Consider the following 17,808-nt stretch of genomic DNA (forward strand, 5'->3'; position numbering starts at 1 on the left):
AGCTAAATCAAAATGCAATTATGTACTATAAACTGGCACCCGTTGGCGCTTCTTAGCGCCAGATGACACTAAGATCCTAAGCCTGCACGGTGTCGGATAGAATTGACCTTGAGCTAATGCATTGTTAATACCATTGATTATCACGGTGATTATTTGTTTTGTATTTTACCTATAGCTGCTGCAATAAGTTGAGCTACTTCTTTAGCATGCGAGATGTAAGCCGAATGGCTGACTCCTGCCATCTCTACCATATGGCTTTTTGCTCATTTGGCACATACCTTTTCCAGGTGCGGATTGATGCGCCAGTCAGACTTAGCTGCAATGTGCCAGCTTGGCTTTGTTTTCTAGGCAGGATTGCGGATAACGGCATGAAATACTGAATCTACTGTGGGGGTTTGAGAATTTGTCATAAAATCGGCCTATCAGCGGCATTCTGCCGGTTCTTCACCGGAGATACAGCGCATAGCATGGGTCGCGGGAACGGCATCAAACAACATTACTGTGTAGTCTTATAAAGTCAAATGTATTCCGAAAAGAGATGGCTAACAAGTGGAGACGAAATGTGAAATGTTGATTAAAAACCAATCTAACTCCAAAAAGGTGGTTTTGTGTAATAAACTCAGTAGTTGGTGTAATAAAATTTCAATGCGTTCGTGATTGACCAATTTTAATGTAAGTAAAATCAGACAGGTCAATTTATGGCATGCCATTTTACAGATAAGGTCCTCTCTCTAAATTAACGCTATGAAAAGAATCTATTTTATCCTGCTCTTTACTTTTTTGGTAACAGTGTCAAATGCACAAAAACTTGCATTCAGTTATGATGCATCTGGAAACCAGATCGAGAGACGTTGGGTCTGCATAAACTGCCCCTCTCCGCGGAGCATGGATATAGCCAAAAAAATGAACCTTGAAACCAATTCCGATCTTGAAAATGAAGGCTTAGTCAATGGGAGACAGCTTAAGGTCTTTCCCAATCCCCTTAGTGAAACACTCAATGTGGCCTGGAAAGTACAGGAAAAGCTTTATCTGAAAAGTATAGATGTGCTTAGTATGGGCGGTAACAGGGTCTTTAGCGCCAGCTATAAATCTGATCAACGCGAAACCCAGATTTCCTTTGGCAGGCTGCCGCCCGGGACCTACCTGATGATCGCCAAATATTCTGACTCTCAAACAGAGACTATAAAACTCATCAAAATCTAAACTATTAACACCTCAACCTCATGAAATTCCGCTTCTCTCTATACTTCATATTATTTGTAACCAGCATGCATTTTTGCGCAGCCTTTCAAACGCCACAGGTACAGCAATTCAAAAATCCAGATACTACAAAAAGATCTATCGAAAAAATTGCCATCCCCTGTGCGGAGATCAAGATAAGCTCGGGAGCTGTTCCGTCAATCAAAAGGGATACGCTGTTATTAAAACCTTCGGCTACAACAAACGGTACTGGACAGGCATCGAAAATGCCTGACAGCAGATCCAGTGCAACCGGAAGCAAATCAAAACTAGCTGGCAGCAGCGTACTGTCTTCAGCTTCCATTGAAGCCGGGCGTACTAAGACATTCTTAGACGTTTCTGCAACCGGAGGAGCAACTTATACAATTCCCCTCAGTCTTCCTCCAGGTCTCGGAAATGCATTACCACAGGTCTCACTATCTTATAATAGTCAGGGAAGTAACGGAAATTTAGGGATTGGCTGGAACATTTCAGGGATATCGGTAATCTCGCGCATCCCTGCGACAATATTCCACGATGGATTTGTAGGCAGCATCAACTATAATGCTGATGACCGTTTTGCAATGGATGGCCAGCGCCTGCTGCTAAAAAGCGGTATCTATGGCGCTGATGGCACAGAATACCAAACTGAAAACTATTCGAACATCAGAATATTTTCCAGGGGCGGCACAACGACAGGCCCGGATTATTTCGAAGTATTATTCCCTGATGGTTCAAAAGCATACTATGGTATAGGCTCTGCAAAAACAGCATCTTCGTATAGTATAAGCTATTCTGAAAACCCCATCGGGGCACGTATCAATTATACCTATAGTAATCTTTTTAATAGCCTGCTAATAACCCAGATCAGCTACGGCGCTCTGGGTTCATCAGCAGGTATAAATCAAATTAATTTCAATTATGGAGCTGGCTTACGGCCGGAACAGGCTTATGCAGGAGGAGAGGCTTTCTATAATACTGGCCTTTTAAATGACATTTCTATAATAGCTAATGGAACAGCCTACAGGAATTATCTGCTGACGTATGAGGTCGTGGCAGACGTTAACTATCAGCGTATAAGTTCGGTACAGGAGCTGAATGGAGATCAAACAAAAGCATTCGAGCCAATATATTTTACCTACGCTACAGCAGGAAATGTTATCCCTTCAAGCACTATCTCAAATTTTGGTATATCTGGAATAGATGCAAGTAATTCAGAGATCATAACAGCTGACTTTACAGGTAACGGTACTATGGATTTTTTGTTCTACAAAAAGTTCGATAAAAGTAAGTTCTATGCATTTTTTGACGTGACAGCCAACACCTCGAGTCAACAGTTCGGTGTGATGGTGAATACGGGTCTTTTTGAACAGATTATCCCTGCCACCTGGCTTAGCCATAACGACAAACTGATGCCGCAACAAGGGATGATCGTTGTAAAGAGAAACGGTCCTAACGGATATAAATTTGAAATGTTATCTAATGGTATATCCAGCCCACTGTTGTTTCAGTATGAAAAAGTATGGGATGCCCCTTTTGCCCCGGATTATCCTTCGACTTGCGATTATCGAAACCATACCAACAATCCTTTGGAGAATGAATTTGTCTCGGGTGATTTTAATGGTGACGGACTAACTGACTTAATTGCAATAAACTATGGCTGGGTAATAAGTGATGAATACCTCCTCGAAGAAGCTAATACCTGTATTCAAAATTATACCAATATCGGGTCATCAGCCTATTTTATTAATATGGACAGAAGACTGACCAGCAACTATATTACCAATGTTGGCACCCTCGCCCTATCCTTAGAGTACGGTATACAGAAGTTATACACAGCCGATGTGAACGGAGATGGCAAGACAGATATACTACAGGTTGCTAATGGAGTAATGTATGTTTATTCTTTAAATTCTCAATCCAACACGTTAGAATTGCTATGGCAGAGAAATGATAGCAGAATAACGCTGAATTATCCGCTGCTTTTGGGTGATTATAATGGTGATGGTAAAATGGATGTTATGTTTTCAACAGGAAATAATTCTCTTTTTGCCACATTTATGTCTACCGGAAAAGCTTTTATCAAGGAGGAACAGTACCATTCTTTCAGCAATACCGCTGCCTATTGGTCAAGCCCTTCTGGTGCGGGTTCGGAAGTTTTACGTCAATATTACCTTATACCTTGTGATGTAGATGGAGATGGAAAGACTGATATTATACGTGCCGAAACTGTAACTCAGAATGGGACTAATGGAGGAACGATCAACCTTAATATCCATTACAATTTGGGTATTTCTTCATTTGTCTTTGCCCCCAGCTTTACTTCAGCCTATACACAGAGCCAGTTCACTAATCTGAGGCATAACCCTATACCTATATTCCTGAACCCGAACAGACAAAGTTTTAGGCCAGAATTTGGTTTTATAAGCGATTACACGATTTCCTTATTCCGGTTTTATAAAGATTTTAGAAAAGAAGCGCAGATCGGTACTGTTTCACAGGATGGAGTAAGCCACTCGATCACTTATAATGAACTTACGGGTGAACAAAGTACACCTGATGTACCCTTATATGAGATCAGTTATAATCAGACCTATCCTTTTGTGGACCTGCATACGCTCCCAGGGGTGAGCGTGGTAAGCAAGATAACGCGAAACTATAACGGGGAGCAGCTGAACCAGGTATTTGGTTATGGAAAGGCCGTAACCCATATCGGCGGTCTGGGATTTATGGGCTTTAGCGAAACAATCCGTACCAACTGGCATGTAAACAGCAATGATAATAACCGTATTTTCAATATCAGCCTCTTTGACCCGCTCTTGAGGGGGGCGCCTGTCCGTAGTTTCAGTACCAAGTCTACCTACATCAACCCGGCTATAAAAGATCTGGCGCTGACCAGCCCTGCACCAGCGGGTGGTGTACCGGACGGTGCATCCCTCTCTGATTACATTAGCCGCTCAGACCAGGTTTATAGCACACAGCTTCTGCCCAATAAGGTATTTGTCAATGTAGCTGTGGGAACAGCCAGCAAGGATATGCTCACCGAAACCTTCGGTACCCAGACCATGGAATATGATAGCTATTTTAATGTAACGAAAAGCACGAGCAATTTCAATGGTACCGGATCAAAATTAACAGAGATGACCTATGATAGCAACCCGTCAGGCAATTACATTGGCCGGCCATTATCGACCAAGGCTACGCTTAGCAATGGTCCGGAAATTTTTACAACGGAGGATCAATATACTTATAGTGGTTTTTTAGCCACGCAGGTGAAAAAGAAAGGAAATAATACCGACTGGGTAATAGAGGACATGACTTATGATAGTTTTGGTAACGTGACCCAAAAAACCACTACTGCACCAGGAGGTGCACAGCGGACAATCGCAATGCAATATGATGCATCCGGGAGGTTTATGGTTAACAATACAGACATAGATGGAATGGTGACTACAACCAGCTATGATAACAGTACAGGCAATACGCTGACTACAACCAATCCTTACGGTCAAACTACAACTAACACTTTCGATACCTGGAGCAGAATGATATCCACCACAAACTATCTTGGCAAAAAGAAAACAATCTATTATTCACCTTCTTTTCTGGGCGCGATCAGTGTGGAGGAGGTTAACGACGATGGAAGTTCAAGTGCTATCCATTACAATGTCTTCGGCCAGAAGCGTGGTAGCCGCCAATCAACATTATTAGGTAATGACGTTGCTGATGCTGTTGAATTCGATGTCTATGGGCGTGTTTACCGTCAGAGCGAGCCTGCACCTCCAGGGTCGGCCAGTCAGTGGAACTATCTTGCTTACGATGAATATGGAAGACCAAAGCAGTCCACCAGTTTTACAGGTAAAGTAACCAACATCAGCTATAACGGTTTGAGTATGACTGTGAGTGACGGAACAAAAACGATAACCACCACTAAGAATGCTATGGGGCAAGTAGTAAGTCTGCAAGATCCTGGTGGAACGATTAACTACAGTTACTTTGCCAATGGTAATATGAAGACTGCTTATTACGCTGGAATTACACAAACTGTAGAACAGGATGGCTGGGGACGTAAAACGAAACTAACTGACCCTTCGGCGGGGGTATACGAATACCAGTATGACAGCTGGGGCCAATTAACCAAAGAAATTACACCGAAAGGCATTACGGAGAATGCCTGGGATGCGACAGGCAGAATTACCCAAAAGAAAATTGTGGGTGACGACACCAATATGCAGCAGGATTATACTTATGACGGCACTACAAAGCTGCTGACCAACATGGCACTGACCAACGCAGATGGCAACAATGCAACCTACACTTACAACTATGACGGCGATAAAAGGATAACCAGTACCATAGAAGATAATCTCCATGCAAGATTTGTAAAAGGGTTCACCTATGACAGCTTCGGTCGCATCAGTACCGAAAGTTATGAGGCTAAAAACAAATCGAATAATATAATAGCCTCAAAGACCATAGAAATGCAGTATCAAAATGGAGAACTGTTGCAGGCTACTTTACAGGGAACAGGGCAGATAATATGGAAGGTCAATGCGCTCGATGGTAAGGGAAACCTTACGGAAACTATTCAGGGTACAGCATTAAAAAATACGATGCAGTATGATACTTATGGACTTTTACAGCAGAACATGCTGGAAAATATCTCGGGCACCCCCACAACGCTGATGACCCAGGGTTACAGCTTTGACGGCCTGCGAGGACTGCTCAACAGCAGAAGTAACAGTGCATTCAATTGGAGCGAAAGCTTTAGCTATGATAGTCAGGACCGCCTTACCAGTTTCCATGACAATCTGGGCAACAACAGTCAAGAGTATGATAATCGCAGCCGCATAACTGATAATAGCCAACTGGGCAGCTACTCTTATGATGGTAACTCTTACCGCCAAAGTGAGCTGAACTTAAATGGTACAGCAGATGCATATTATCAGCTGGATCGCCCATTACAACAGATAAGCTATAATGCCTTTAAAAGCCCGGTAGAAATTTTTGAACAAAGCAAAGAGCGCATCGGTTTTCAGTATAATGCTTCTCTGGGTCGGGCTCATATGTATTATGGTGACGAACTGACTGATAAAATGTTGCGGCGGTACAGACGGCATTATAGCGAGGAAGGAAGCATGGAAATCACAAACGATATCCAAACCGGGAAAACCAGTTTTGTATTTTATCTGGGCGGAGATCCTTACAACGCGCCGGCTATATGGAAAGAGGTGCATATAAGCGGGCAGAGTACACAAGATCTTTATTATCTGCACCGTGACCATCTGGGAAGCATCGTGATGATCACTAACGATCAGGGACAGGTTGTAGAAAAGCGTCAGTTCGATGCATGGGGTAATATTGTTAAATTACAGGACGGTTTGGGTAACGACCTTGCTGCTTTTGTAATTCTTGACCGCGGTTTCACGGGACATGAGCACTTGCTCAGTGTAGGTCTCATTCATATGAATGGCCGCTTGTACGATCCTAAACTTCACAGATTCCTGTCTCCTGATAATTTCGTTCAGGACCCTTACAATACACAAACTTATAACCGTTATAGTTATGCTATGAATAACCCACTGATGTTTACCGATCCAAACGGGGAATTTATCTGGGCATTTTTTGCGGTTGGAGCTTTGATCGGTGCGCTGACCGGGGGTGTAAGTTATGTCGCCTCCGCAATAAGGACAGGCGATTGGAGCTGGAGCGGACTTGGTATGTCCATGCTTACAGGGGCTGTTATAGGTGGGGTTACAGGAGGGGTTAATCCAGCTGGGCTGATCAGCAATTCATTGGGAACGACATTTGCAACGGCTTTTGTAGGTGGTTTTATGCCATCTGCAAACTTTTCAATAGGCGATTTCAATTTTAGTATTTCTCCATCGATAGTGTTTGGTAAATCATTCGGTATGGGCGCAAATTTAAGTGTTGGGTATTCAACCGGAAAATGGAGTTTTGCTGCTGGCTTTGGCTTTATGGCTTATGGGAATTATCAAGGATTTGGGAAAGGAGGAGCTGAAATCAGGGCTTCATTAATGGCGGGCTATGATAACGGTACAAACGGGTTTACCATTGGGACAAACAAATGGTGGGGTTCAGGGGAAATGCGCGAATTTAATCAACGCACGGGAACGATAGGACTTCATTTCGGAGAATTCAGGGCTTTTTATGAAAATGATGGTTCAATTGGACCATTTGGTGATGATGAAGACCGTTACCGGACAGCATCTCTTTCACTGTCTGTTGGCAACGTAAGCGCTGCATTTAGCCTTTTTACTGGCAACAGGGATTATATTCGTGAAAATGGATCGGTTACCCAGCACCGTGATCCTATGTGTATAGATGATTTTGGAAGGAGAATGCCGAACGGCCTGGTTAGAGAGCTCAACACAAAGTACAGGATGGGCATGCTAACCATAGGCTATAAAAATATAAGGGTCGGTGTTAACAGTGAACATGTTCGCCATGCCATTCAGGATCAGGCGATCCACAACCTGAGAATTCCCTGGTTCAATGGTAAGTCCCTTATCGATAAGCGGCAGATGGGATTTGAGAACCAGTCATGGAAATGGGAAGGATTCATGCAATATAAAACACTAAATCAATTTTCATCATGGTAAAAAAAATATTTTTTGGTGCAGGTTTGCTTTTACATTTAAGCGCCTGTTGCTATACGGGAGTTAAAACAAGTTATGGCTTGCCCCGGAAAGCTATACGGAAGCTGGATGTGGCCGGAAACTATAGTAGCCTAATCGATACCTCTGCGGTGTATAAGATTAAAACTAATTTCTTTTACAATAAATCGCTAAAAAAATATACCTATTATGAAAAAGACAGTGATACGGACTATGCTTACACCAGCTACTTCAAATTTTATGGAGGTGGGAAACTGGGCTTGTTTATTATATCCAAAAGTGATACGGCCCATTTGAAAAGAGAAGATTTTAATCCCTTAAAAGCAAAGATGGGCTACTTTACAATTAAGGAAAATGGAGAGATCCAGACTAGAATATCAACGATCGGAAATTGTAACTTATTCATCAGCAATGAAAAAGGATTTGTAAAAGGCGATTCCATTGTTTTGGAACGCCATTTCGGTGTGATATATGAAAAGAAAAGATTACCGAAAGGAATACTTGAAAACTGGACCCCCGATTGGTAAAATGGGAATAGACTCTGAATATGTAAGAGATGCATTTCAAAATTGGTCCGAGCATAAATTGTTCCACCGTAGCCTGGTTTTAGAATGGTGTGTAGAACGTTGCTCCATATGCTCAGTATAGAAAATTTAATCCCTACTCAGTATAGAAAATTTAATCCCTACTCATTATGGTAAAAAGCATAACAGGTCATCTTTTCATTACGTTACTGCTACTAACATATAGTTGTATTCCTCGAATTATACACGATAAAAGGAGACTGACTAGTTGGGATAATGGAGATGAAAAAAAATTAAACAGTAATGGCTATTACTATTCTATCTATGAGCGGTCAAATGTTACTGACAGTAAACAGGGCAAAGGAATTTACATGAAAGTTTTCCGCATTGATTTACATATACAGTTCGAAATGGTTATGGAAATCAATGCGTAAAAGTTGTCGATTTATCTTGTGAGATTGCCGTGTCTGAAGGAATGATCAACACTTACCTCGAAAGTCCCAAAAGAAAAAGAGTCAGTACAATGGACATATGGAACTGGGGGAAATATAAAATAGTAAAAAATAGAATTTTAATACAGACATATTACAACCATCAGGGAGATTACTATTTAAAAGAGGAGACGGGAGAATGGCTGGATCCATCTAGTTTTAGAATCCTTGAGATCAGGGATTACAGAACGGATAAGGTCGAAAAGGTAAACAGGGCTTTTAATTTTAAAGTTTTTGATGTCCACTTAATACAAGATAAGGTACCACAAAATAAGGTATTCAGAAAATGATGACATTGGTAGTTGGGGTTTGAGGATCTGTCTTGGAACTGGGTTGATAATAACAATATAAAACAATTAATAATTTTATATCATGGTACTTATACAATTAAATCGGCTCGTGGGTGGTTTTTATTCTATCTATAAAAAAAATATGCAGTTAAGATTGATAAATAATAATTCATAAAGTTGCCAGGTTGATTAGATTTTTTGTTTGATAGCTATTTAGTAGTTCGCTACACTAAGTAAAGGATATTAGCAAGGCGGATGAGAGTTATCAATAATTAAGGCTGCTTATTGTGGTTAATTTATTCTTATTTGCCTGTTTTGCGTTTTCTCCTTTTTATTTGGTTTTCAAATAGCTGTTCTTCAAAATTATCTCCTTGAGCCTGCGGCAATAATCCTCCCAATCCTTCGGTAAACCCTGGTTCCTCCTTATCTAGAAAATCAAAAATATTATGCAGCTTTTCGTCAATCGGTAATTCTGGCGACGGGAGTGGGCTGATAGTTTTTTCGTTTGTATTAATATTTATTTGAGGTTTTTGATTATTGTTCCACCATTGATTAAATACATTAGCCGATAAATTTTTACCAAGACGAGAGCCATTCCAAACCGTCTTAGAGTTGTGATCGATAAAGGTAATACCGTAGATGCGACCTTCAGCATTTTTTCGTACGACAGTATTAATTCCATGTCCGACCAATTGCTGCTTGAAATTTTCCTCATCAGATACGGTATGCATCGCAACTTCTATGGAACCTATAAGTAGGTGTTTTGTCTTTTCCTTTTTAAGGAGTTCACTAGATTTTTCAAAATGATTTTGAAGTTCAAAATAGCCAGCACCTTTTCCAAAAAGAGATGCCTTAAAGGGGCTGCTCACTTTTTCTCCATTTTCATTGATTGCAAAATAAACTAAACCTTGCTTCGGTTTACCCTGTAATTCCCCTTTAACTTCTTCCGCCGTAATGTTGAATAGTGATAGCAGGGCATTATATTCCCCAATGCTTTGAAACCGGTAATGTTTGGGGAGATACCTGACCACAGCAGCAAGCTGGCTCTTAATATCGCCTTTTTTATAGTCTACTGAATTAAATGTTTTTTCATTTGTAGAATAAGTTTGTTCGGTTGCAGTCAGTAAATTATACTTTTTTTCAAGCTCCCTGCAAATTTCCATTGAACGTGGATGGTCAAATTTATCTGAAATCTTTTTTCCATCCAGCTTTACGCAGGTGGATACAATATGAATGTGGGTGCGCTCGGTATCGGTATGTTTGAATACCACATAGGGCTGATCGCCATATCCCATATCTTTCATGTAGTCCTGGGCTATTGAAACAAAAGCCTCATCACTAACCAAGTCTTTTGGATCAGGATTAAGGGAAATATGCAAAACAGGTTTCTCTACTTTTTGGTTTGCTGAGAGATAAAACTCAAAAGAATGGTGTAATTGTGATACCGAATATTGGCCATTCAGTGTCTCGGCTATCTTTTGAATGAATAATATTTGTCCGTTTTCCTTGTCAACTTTCTGTTGGTTGTAATTAAGTGCGCCAAATAAATTGGCACCTTTACCAATTTTTGCGATCATTTATTTTTCCTTTTTAAGATGTTTAGTTTCAAATTCCTGAGTCAATTGAATCACTTCCTGAATTAATTTGGCCATTTCTAAGGTTTGTTTTTCCAATTTAAAAAGGTATGCAGAGGCTTTTTTTTCAGAGAAATTGCGGTACATAATCTTAATAACCTGATTGTAATTGACACCAACTGATCTGAACTGCCCATAAAAATTGGTTAGTCGTATGTGATAATCGTGAGCTGATGAATCAATTTTTACGGTTTTAATTGTTTTCTGAAATAGGCAGGCCGTAATAAAATGTGCCATTACCTTCATTCCCGATTGCTTAAAAAGGGAAAGAAAATGCTTGTTTTCTTCTGCATTGAGGCTGATCGAATAGCGAAATATGGCAGGATTCTTTTTAGGATTCCGTCCTCCTTTCTTCTGTTTGTGTTGAATATTATCTTCCATATTAATCCAATTGTAATGTTAATAAAACTGCGACTTCGGAGCGGTTTTCCAGCCCCCTGCAAGGGCAAGTCGTTTTGAGCTGCGGAAATTCATTTCCAGCAGCTCAAAACATAACTTGCTCTGTTCCGGTGAACAGAGAATTCACCCTGCGGGATGAATTAAATAAAGCAGAGAAAGGCAGCTTTGAGCTGCTGAGCATACTGCCTGATTTACCGGAGCAGTTATCTGTAAAATCCATTTCAAAATCTTTTTACAAAGTTCGGGCGGAATATTGAAAGTGTTGATATCCAGTGTAATGCCAAATGATTCCTGTGAGCGCCAAATGCTGCCAACTTAGGTGTTGCCCCAGCTTATAAATGTTCCTTTGTATATGAAAGCGGTAGTAAGCATGTGGAATCGTAAGTACGTAAATACGTACAGACGATAAAAGCTACCTGCGAACGGTTATAGACATCCCCGTAATTATGGTCATATAGAGAATTATACGAACAGTGGTGTATACAGATAATTAAATGGAGATAAGTGAAGAAATGCGCGGGGATGAAGAGCGCAGGATAAATACGTAAAGATATCTAAAGGTATTGAGTTAAGCATAAGGAATGATACGCACTGCGTTATTGGTGTCTGCACCGGTAAACGCAGGTGAGAAAATAGAATAATAGTTACTTCTAGCAAGAAAGAAGTACGTAACAACATAAGTTAATAATTGAATATATACAATGAAAACAAAAGATCAACCATTATTTATAGCCTTTTCTTCACAAAAAGGGGGTGTTGGTAAAAGTACCTTTACAGCACTTGTTGCAAGTACGCTGCATTACCGCCTGGGTTATCAGGTAGCGGTATTTGACTGTGATTTTCCCCAGCATAGTCTGACAAAAATGCGTGACCGGGATTTGAAAACCGTAATGGAAAATGAGGCCTTTAAACGATTGGCTCAAAAACAGTTTATGACACTTAATAAGAAAGCCTACCCGATCTTTAATTGCCGGGCAGAAACGGCGATACAGGAAGCCTCACATTTTATAGCGTCTTCAGTGGTTCCTCCTGATGTTGTTTTTTTTGATCTTCCGGGAACAGTAAATACTGCCGGGATATTGAAAACCCTTATGAACATGCACTATATTTTTTCACCCATAACTGCCGATCGTGTGGTTGTTGAAAGTACTTTAAGCTTTACCCAGGCCCTGAGTGATATCGTTATGAAGAATGAAGAGAGCAATATTAAAGATATCAGGCTTTTTTGGAACGAAGTTGATCGGCGTGAAAAATCTTCCCTCTACGATTTCTATACCAATTTTATAGAAGGTCTGGGCTTCTCTCTTATGAAAAGCCATATCAAGGATAGTAAAAGATTCAGAAAAGAAGGTGAGGCAATGGAAAGCACAGCCTTTCGGTCCACTTTACTGCCTCCTGATCTGCGATTGATGAAAACCTGTCATCTCGACCTTTTTATGGAAGAATTTCTAACAATCTTAAAATTACAATAAGAATTATGAACGAGGAAAATGAAGAAAAGGCCAGTCCGGTATTCAATGCGGAATATATCATGAACCAGATGGAATACGGTGTACGAAAAGAAGGAATGAAACCGCTTCCCGAATCTCCTTCAAAAGCTGAAATAAAGTCCGCTGCCAAAGAAAAAAGCAGGACTGTAAAGACAAACGATAAGGGTTATGAAGAGCTGTTTTTCAGAAATCCAGGCAGCAACGCCCGCAATGGAAAATCCGTATACATAAACCCTGAATTTCATGAACGCCTTTCCCGAATTGTTCAGGTCATTGGTGATGATAAACTGTCCATCTATGCCTATTTAAACAATGTATTAGAGTATCATTTTCAGGAATTCGGTGAAGAGATCACTACAAGTTTTAACGAGAAGTACAAACCAATTTTATAAAATATTTGAATTATGACATCTAAGAAAAATGGGAAAATCAGTAAGAAACCACTGAGAACATATGAAGCCCTGTTCCTTACCAACCGTTACCCATCGGGACGCACTGGGAAAGTGGTATACATACGTCCTGAATATCACGAGCGGCTTCTTCGCATTGTTCAATTGACCAGGGAAGAGAAGACGACACTTTATTCCTATATTGATAATATTTTCGAACATCATTTCCAGGAATTCGGAGTCGATATTACCGACTTTTTTAATGAAAGGAATAAACCTATCCTATGAGAAAATACACTTTTCTCAATTTCACAGAACACTTAAATCTATTATATAATTATGGAAACACTCATTGTAATATGCCTGCTTGTGGTCATCTTTTTACTGCTGGAGGATAAATTTGTGATCAAAAAAAGACCGGTTAAGAAAGAAAGCCAGGAGAAAGCGGCGATCATTTTACCGCAAATAATGGGATTGCCCAGGCCCGCAACAAGACTTTCGACGCCAAAGAATGCCCCTGAAAGCCAAAGTAAGGAACAAGAGCCCCAATCAGATAATTTAGCCACTGAAATCAAAGAAGATGATTTCGATATAGAAATTCCGCAGGAAGAGCCGGAAGAAGTTTTTAGTCAAATGCCCGATTTTGAAGATGAGGAAAAAGAATGGGGCAAATATAGAGTTTCTGATGGTGAAGACGGTTTCGCCACAGGGGTCACCTTTGAGGAACTAAGTACCGTGGGGATGTTACTGAGCCAGGAAATGCCCGAGCCATCTTTAGAGAAACAAGCGGTAGATATTGTTCGTAAAATACAGGGAACCGAACTTTTCAGTCTATTGGAAAACTCTATGGAAGGGGCTTCGAGAAGAATAGCTGATCTATTGGACCGAAGCCTTTCCGCCGAAGCAGATCCCGGTTCTTCCATTTTGCGGAATAATAATTTATCAGATTTTAATATTGGAGACTTTGTATAAAAGCAGAATTTCCCCTATTTATTTAACGAATTAATACCAGGAATTATGGAAAGAGAATTGCCTGTTGTGAATATAGAAGGAACAGACTTTATTGTTGATGTAAAAAAACTGGAATTAATAGAAAGTAATAATCCCAACAATACGATTTCGCTTTTTGAGATGCGGGATCTTAGAAACCACAATGGATATGCTTTTGAGTATAGTCTGACGGAAAAGAATATACCGTCTTCGTTTATCCGTGGAGAAACGGTTACGGTAAGTCTGCCGGAATTGGTGACACTCGATCCGGAAGGCATGTCTGCGAAATATGGCGTTCCCTTAGAGATGTTTGCAACTAAAAGCGATTTTGATCTAATGGTTGACCAGACCGCATTAAAAGAACGGCTTAGCGGTCTTTTACCCATTGTTGATATTGCAGGTCATCCTTTTTATGTTGATCTGCGGATGGATATGCTGCGCGCCAAAGACGATTTCTTGTCAGAAGGGATTGTATTTTCTAAGATCGAAGACTATTACGTTGATGGAAAGGAAGAGTACTGCATTCCATACAATCCTAAAACGCATGAATTTAAGGAGATTGATTTTAGCTCGATAACCGAAATACCTAAAGATATTATTGTTGTCAGCGTACCTCATGAAAGTGCTTTGGACCCGATCGGGTATAACAGAAAGCATGGTTTTGAAGAGCTGTCTAACTTAAAGGAAAGTAACCTGAAGTCTCATTTCAAAGCTGGTCAGGTTGCCTGGAAAGATACGGGTATAGAAGAAACTATTCGTGAAAACAAAGCAAATTCCATTAAAAGCGAAACTGCCAAAGCTAGTAAACCAATAAAAAGAAACGGGCCAAAACTTTAAATGAGTTATGAAAATTGAAATAAAGAATATTCAATATAGTGAGCTGCTCAGCGAGGAGACCAATGCATTCGCAGCCACTCTGTATATTGAAGGAAGGAAAGCAGGAACCGCCTCTAATACGGGGCATGGCGGACCAACGGGCTATAGGGCAGACGATGAAAAGGGCAAAAAGCTTATCGAACGGGCCGAAGCCTGGTGTAAAACACTTCCGCCTGATAAATTTAGGTCAGAGGGTAAAGATTACTCTTTTGAGATGAATCTTGAAAGCCATATTGACAAACTTCTGGATAAGTGGCTTGATGAAAGAGATCTTAAGAGATTTCAAACGAGAATTAAAAAAGAGATGGAAAGAGGAGTTGTGGTGGGTATTCCTAATGAATCTTATTCATTATGGCGTTTCAAGATGCCGTTAGCCAATTACCTCAAGAATGCAAGTGGATTGCAAGTCATTAAAAGGGCTCTTGTAAATGAAATACTTCCGACTCTTAGAGAGGGAAGAATAATTTTAAATACCAATATTCCCCAAAAACTGCTAGAGGAATCGGGATTGAAAAAGAATCAGTATACAGAGCCGGTTTCCGGCAAAGATGCCATACAACAAAATGAAAGTAAGCTGCCGCGAAAAGGCCGTAAGCTGTGAATTGTGAAAGAGAGTTTGTGTAGGCAAACTTCCTATCTTAGAGAAATGAATGATCCCACAGACTACAGTGGTCACACCATAGTAGTAAGAAAAATCGGATCTTTGTATACGCCACGAAATGTGAAACGTAACTGAAAACTCCCCCCTCAATCAATACTATATCTTGATATGGCTAAGAAGAGAAAGAAAAAAGGCAATAAAGAGGCTAAACGAACAATGCCGCGTGCAAGAAGGCTGCAGTCTGCAAAGCAGTGGCTGCCAACTTATACGGGAAAGCACCTGGTACGGGCTTATGCCAGGCATTATCACACCGACCTACTTTGTTCGATCACAGAATTGCGGATCTTAGGGATTACTGTTACAGAGGAATATGAAACAGCGGTCAAACGCTCTGTTGAATTGGTGACTGCACAGAAAAAGCAAATGAAGGAAGCAGCATTGGCAAAAAGCAGAGGGCTGGTATGGGGTATCAATCAGGATGAAAATTTCGCCTTTATTGTTGGGCATACAAGTGGTGGCGCACCCTAAGGGTTGCAATGGAATGAATTATCGGATGATGAGCAGAAGCTGTATGATGAAGAAGAAAAATAATAGGCGAGGAACAGATACCATCAAGAACTTTTAAAAGCAAAGCGTAAAAAGCAAAGTTTAAAATACTCATTTAAATTTATCCAATACATATTTATTCTCAACGTCAGAACATAAAGCCTGACGTTTTTTTATGCCTGTTTGTCTAATCTAACAATAAAAAAACCAAGAACGAATCCTCGGTTCTCTAATTTTGATTTTTAAAAGTATTTTGAAAACTAACTATTTAAAAATCAACATTATTAAAAGCAATGTGATTGTAATACATGAATTACTATATTAATAATCGAATGTGGGTTAAACCTGTACAAAATGTTTAAGATCATATTATTTAATGAATATTTTTCACTTTACCAGGGTCTTTGTAATCTAAAAAAATCCGATCTGAGGTTCAGTATCTATTATTTTTATTATTAAATCAAATCCACTGATAAGGTTTGTCCTTTCTATTCAGATAACAGTGCATTTCTTCCTTCTTGAGTTCGGGGAAAAATTTTAATGCATGATCAATACCATAATTAGGGAGAAAATGAATTTCGTCACGGATCGTCCTGATCACTTTTTCATACCCATAGAAACGAATGATTTCGTCAATTTCTTCCTGTCCTCCACGTTCTACAATGCGTCCGATGATTGATCTATAGGCTTTGTCAAAATCCATTGCCTCTATGTCGTAGTCCCAAAAAAATACACGGTCTATTTTTGGCATTCTTTTATTTTTTGAGATAGGTTTGATAACATAACATTTACTTTTTTGCTGAACCCTGAAATCAATGATGTAGGCAACAATTTTTGCTTTTATTTCTGCGCGACGGCTGTTTCTTCTACTGCCGGAATTGTGAAAACGTTTACTCATGAAGTTAAATCCAGTGATAAGGTTTGTCTTTCCTATTCTGATAACAGTGCATTTCTTCTTTCTTGATTTCAGGAAAAAATCTTAATACCTTATCAATAGCCATAGTTAGGGAGAAAGTGGATTTCATCGCGGATAGCCCTGATCACTTTTTCGTGACCATAGAAACGAATGATTTCATCAATTTCTTCCTGTCCTCCACGCTCAACGATGCGACCGATTACCATTTATAAGCTTCTCATTCGATCTCATCAAATCTGAAATCCCAAAAAAAATTGGGGTGCAGGTTGGGTATATTTTTCTTTGATTCTTTCATCATTTTACAAATTGGATTTCTATTTTTTTTCTTAAAAATATCTCTATCAAATATACGATTTTTTTCACTTTAAAAGCCTTTTAACGCCAAGTAATTCCACTGATTGCCAGTTTGTTAGTCTGTCTTTGCTTCCCCAATACATTTGTTTTCAAGTCCCGCAAGGCGCGGGAAAATGGTTAACAAATAATTCAATTTCACATGGAGAAACAAAGAAAAAAACTGATTCTGGCAGGAATGATTTTACTGTCAGTATCGGGCGTGTTTGCGCAGGGGAATGGTGCAGCAGGAATTACGGAAGCGACCCAGATGGTCACATCGTATTTTGATCCTGCGACCAAGCTGATCTACGCGATTGGTGCCGTGGTGGGACTGATCGGCGGGGTAAAAGTGTACAATAAGTTCAGCAGCGGTGATCCCGACACCAGCAAGACAGCGGCAAGTTGGTTTGGTGCATGTATTTTCCTGATCGTAGCTGCAACAATCCTTCGTTCATTCTTCCTTTAAACTGATG

15 protein-coding genes are annotated in these 17,808 nt (G+C 40.0%); 11 read left to right on the forward strand and 4 right to left on the reverse strand.

All coding sequences use genetic code 11. The features are described from left to right. Positions 1–744 precede the first annotated feature (744 nt). From J7E57_RS01150 to J7E57_RS01160, 3 genes are read left to right on the forward strand one after another with little or no spacing between them, the layout of a single operon-like run. Positions 745–1,203, forward strand: a complete 459-nt coding sequence (locus J7E57_RS01150) for a T9SS type A sorting domain-containing protein (protein WP_215129784.1) — start codon at positions 745–747, stop codon at positions 1,201–1,203. Between the two features lie 20 nt (positions 1,204–1,223). Further along, the gene (locus tag J7E57_RS01155; protein ID WP_215129786.1) at positions 1,224–7,841 is read left to right on the forward strand and encodes a polymorphic toxin type 23 domain-containing protein; all 6,618 of its coding nucleotides are present in this window, start codon (positions 1,224–1,226) and stop codon (positions 7,839–7,841) included. After that, on the forward strand, positions 7,835–8,383 hold the full coding sequence (locus J7E57_RS01160) for a hypothetical protein (protein ID WP_215129788.1): 549 nt from the start codon (positions 7,835–7,837) through the stop codon (positions 8,381–8,383). Before J7E57_RS01155 ends, J7E57_RS01160 begins: the two co-directional genes overlap by 7 nt. A 1,080-nt stretch (positions 8,384–9,463) precedes the next feature. Here J7E57_RS01160 and mobB read toward each other — a convergent pair. Both mobB and mobA read right to left on the reverse strand, forming a co-directional pair. Next, a complete protein-coding gene (gene mobB, locus J7E57_RS01165; RefSeq protein ID WP_215129790.1) occupies positions 9,464–10,738 on the reverse strand; it encodes a conjugal transfer protein MobB in 1,275 nt (424 codons plus the stop codon). Beyond that, positions 10,739–11,176 (reverse strand): conjugal transfer protein MobA, encoded by a 438-nt coding sequence (mobA, locus tag J7E57_RS01170; protein WP_215129792.1) that lies wholly within the window; start codon positions 11,174–11,176, stop codon positions 10,739–10,741. A 719-nt stretch (positions 11,177–11,895) separates the two neighbouring features. Here mobA and J7E57_RS01175 point away from each other — a divergent pair. The 7 genes from J7E57_RS01175 to J7E57_RS01205 all read left to right on the forward strand — a co-directional run bounded on the left by J7E57_RS01175 (position 11,896) and on the right by J7E57_RS01205 (position 16,068). Further along, positions 11,896–12,666 carry a ParA family protein gene (locus J7E57_RS01175; protein ID WP_215129794.1) on the forward strand — a complete coding sequence of 257 codons (771 nt, stop codon included), beginning with the start codon at positions 11,896–11,898 and terminating at the stop codon, positions 12,664–12,666. Positions 12,667–12,671: 5 nt separating this feature from the next. After that, positions 12,672–13,076 (forward strand): DUF3408 domain-containing protein, encoded by a 405-nt coding sequence (locus tag J7E57_RS01180; protein WP_215129796.1) that lies wholly within the window; start codon positions 12,672–12,674, stop codon positions 13,074–13,076. A 12-nt stretch (positions 13,077–13,088) separates the two neighbouring features. Further along, on the forward strand, positions 13,089–13,361 hold the full coding sequence (locus tag J7E57_RS01185) for a DUF3408 domain-containing protein (RefSeq protein WP_251029751.1): 273 nt from the start codon (positions 13,089–13,091) through the stop codon (positions 13,359–13,361). Between the two features lie 51 nt (positions 13,362–13,412). After that, on the forward strand, positions 13,413–14,045 hold the full coding sequence (locus J7E57_RS01190; protein ID WP_215129798.1) for a conjugal transfer protein TraD: 633 nt from the start codon (positions 13,413–13,415) through the stop codon (positions 14,043–14,045). Between the two features lie 45 nt (positions 14,046–14,090). Then, entirely contained in the window at positions 14,091–14,900 is an 810-nt protein-coding gene (locus tag J7E57_RS01195) for a hypothetical protein (protein WP_215129800.1), read from the forward strand. A 7-nt stretch (positions 14,901–14,907) separates the two neighbouring features. Then, positions 14,908–15,540, forward strand: coding sequence for a hypothetical protein (locus J7E57_RS01200; protein ID WP_215129802.1), 633 nt, complete (start codon positions 14,908–14,910; stop codon positions 15,538–15,540). Positions 15,541–15,708: 168 nt separating this feature from the next. Continuing rightward, positions 15,709–16,068, forward strand: coding sequence for a hypothetical protein (locus J7E57_RS01205; protein ID WP_215129804.1), 360 nt, complete (start codon positions 15,709–15,711; stop codon positions 16,066–16,068). Between the two features lie 478 nt (positions 16,069–16,546). Here the strand turns inward: J7E57_RS01205 and J7E57_RS01210 are convergent, their stop codons facing one another. Together J7E57_RS01210 and J7E57_RS27215 are read right to left on the reverse strand one after the other, a co-directional pair. Next, positions 16,547–16,984, reverse strand: a complete 438-nt coding sequence (locus J7E57_RS01210; RefSeq protein ID WP_215129806.1) for a DUF6922 domain-containing protein — start codon at positions 16,982–16,984, stop codon at positions 16,547–16,549. Between the two features lie 92 nt (positions 16,985–17,076). Beyond that, a complete protein-coding gene (locus tag J7E57_RS27215; protein WP_262897897.1) occupies positions 17,077–17,208 on the reverse strand; it encodes a DUF6922 domain-containing protein in 132 nt (43 codons plus the stop codon). Positions 17,209–17,495: 287 nt separating this feature from the next. Between J7E57_RS27215 and J7E57_RS01215 the strand changes: the two genes are divergently transcribed. Then, the gene (locus J7E57_RS01215; protein ID WP_215129808.1) at positions 17,496–17,801 is read left to right on the forward strand and encodes a DUF4134 domain-containing protein; all 306 of its coding nucleotides are present in this window, start codon (positions 17,496–17,498) and stop codon (positions 17,799–17,801) included. The last annotated feature ends 7 nt before the right edge of the window (positions 17,802–17,808 follow it).

Source organism: Pedobacter sp. ISL-64 (genome assembly GCF_018613605.1).
In the GTDB taxonomy this organism is placed as follows: domain Bacteria; phylum Bacteroidota; class Bacteroidia; order Sphingobacteriales; family Sphingobacteriaceae; genus Pedobacter.

Excerpts from the sequence above, each read along its gene's own strand:
- J7E57_RS01150 (WP_215129784.1), top strand. The coding sequence starts at position 745 with ATGAAAAGAATCTATTTTATCCTGCTCTTTACTTTTTTGGTAACAGTG.
- J7E57_RS01155 (WP_215129786.1), top strand. The coding sequence starts at position 1,224 with ATGAAATTCCGCTTCTCTCTATACTTCATATTATTTGTAACCAGCATG.
- J7E57_RS01160 (WP_215129788.1), top strand. The coding sequence starts at position 7,835 with ATGGTAAAAAAAATATTTTTTGGTGCAGGTTTGCTTTTACATTTAAGC.
- mobB (WP_215129790.1), bottom strand. The coding sequence starts at position 10,738 with ATGATCGCAAAAATTGGTAAAGGTGCCAATTTATTTGGCGCACTTAAT.
- mobA (WP_215129792.1), bottom strand. The coding sequence starts at position 11,176 with ATGGAAGATAATATTCAACACAAACAGAAGAAAGGAGGACGGAATCCT.
- J7E57_RS01175 (WP_215129794.1), top strand. The coding sequence starts at position 11,896 with ATGAAAACAAAAGATCAACCATTATTTATAGCCTTTTCTTCACAAAAA.
- J7E57_RS01180 (WP_215129796.1), top strand. The coding sequence starts at position 12,672 with ATGAACGAGGAAAATGAAGAAAAGGCCAGTCCGGTATTCAATGCGGAA.
- J7E57_RS01185 (WP_251029751.1), top strand. The coding sequence starts at position 13,089 with ATGACATCTAAGAAAAATGGGAAAATCAGTAAGAAACCACTGAGAACA.
- J7E57_RS01190 (WP_215129798.1), top strand. The coding sequence starts at position 13,413 with ATGGAAACACTCATTGTAATATGCCTGCTTGTGGTCATCTTTTTACTG.
- J7E57_RS01195 (WP_215129800.1), top strand. The coding sequence starts at position 14,091 with ATGGAAAGAGAATTGCCTGTTGTGAATATAGAAGGAACAGACTTTATT.
- J7E57_RS01200 (WP_215129802.1), top strand. The coding sequence starts at position 14,908 with ATGAAAATTGAAATAAAGAATATTCAATATAGTGAGCTGCTCAGCGAG.
- J7E57_RS01205 (WP_215129804.1), top strand. The coding sequence starts at position 15,709 with ATGGCTAAGAAGAGAAAGAAAAAAGGCAATAAAGAGGCTAAACGAACA.
- J7E57_RS01210 (WP_215129806.1), bottom strand. The coding sequence starts at position 16,984 with ATGAGTAAACGTTTTCACAATTCCGGCAGTAGAAGAAACAGCCGTCGC.
- J7E57_RS27215 (WP_262897897.1), bottom strand. The coding sequence starts at position 17,208 with ATGGTAATCGGTCGCATCGTTGAGCGTGGAGGACAGGAAGAAATTGAT.
- J7E57_RS01215 (WP_215129808.1), top strand. The coding sequence starts at position 17,496 with ATGGAGAAACAAAGAAAAAAACTGATTCTGGCAGGAATGATTTTACTG.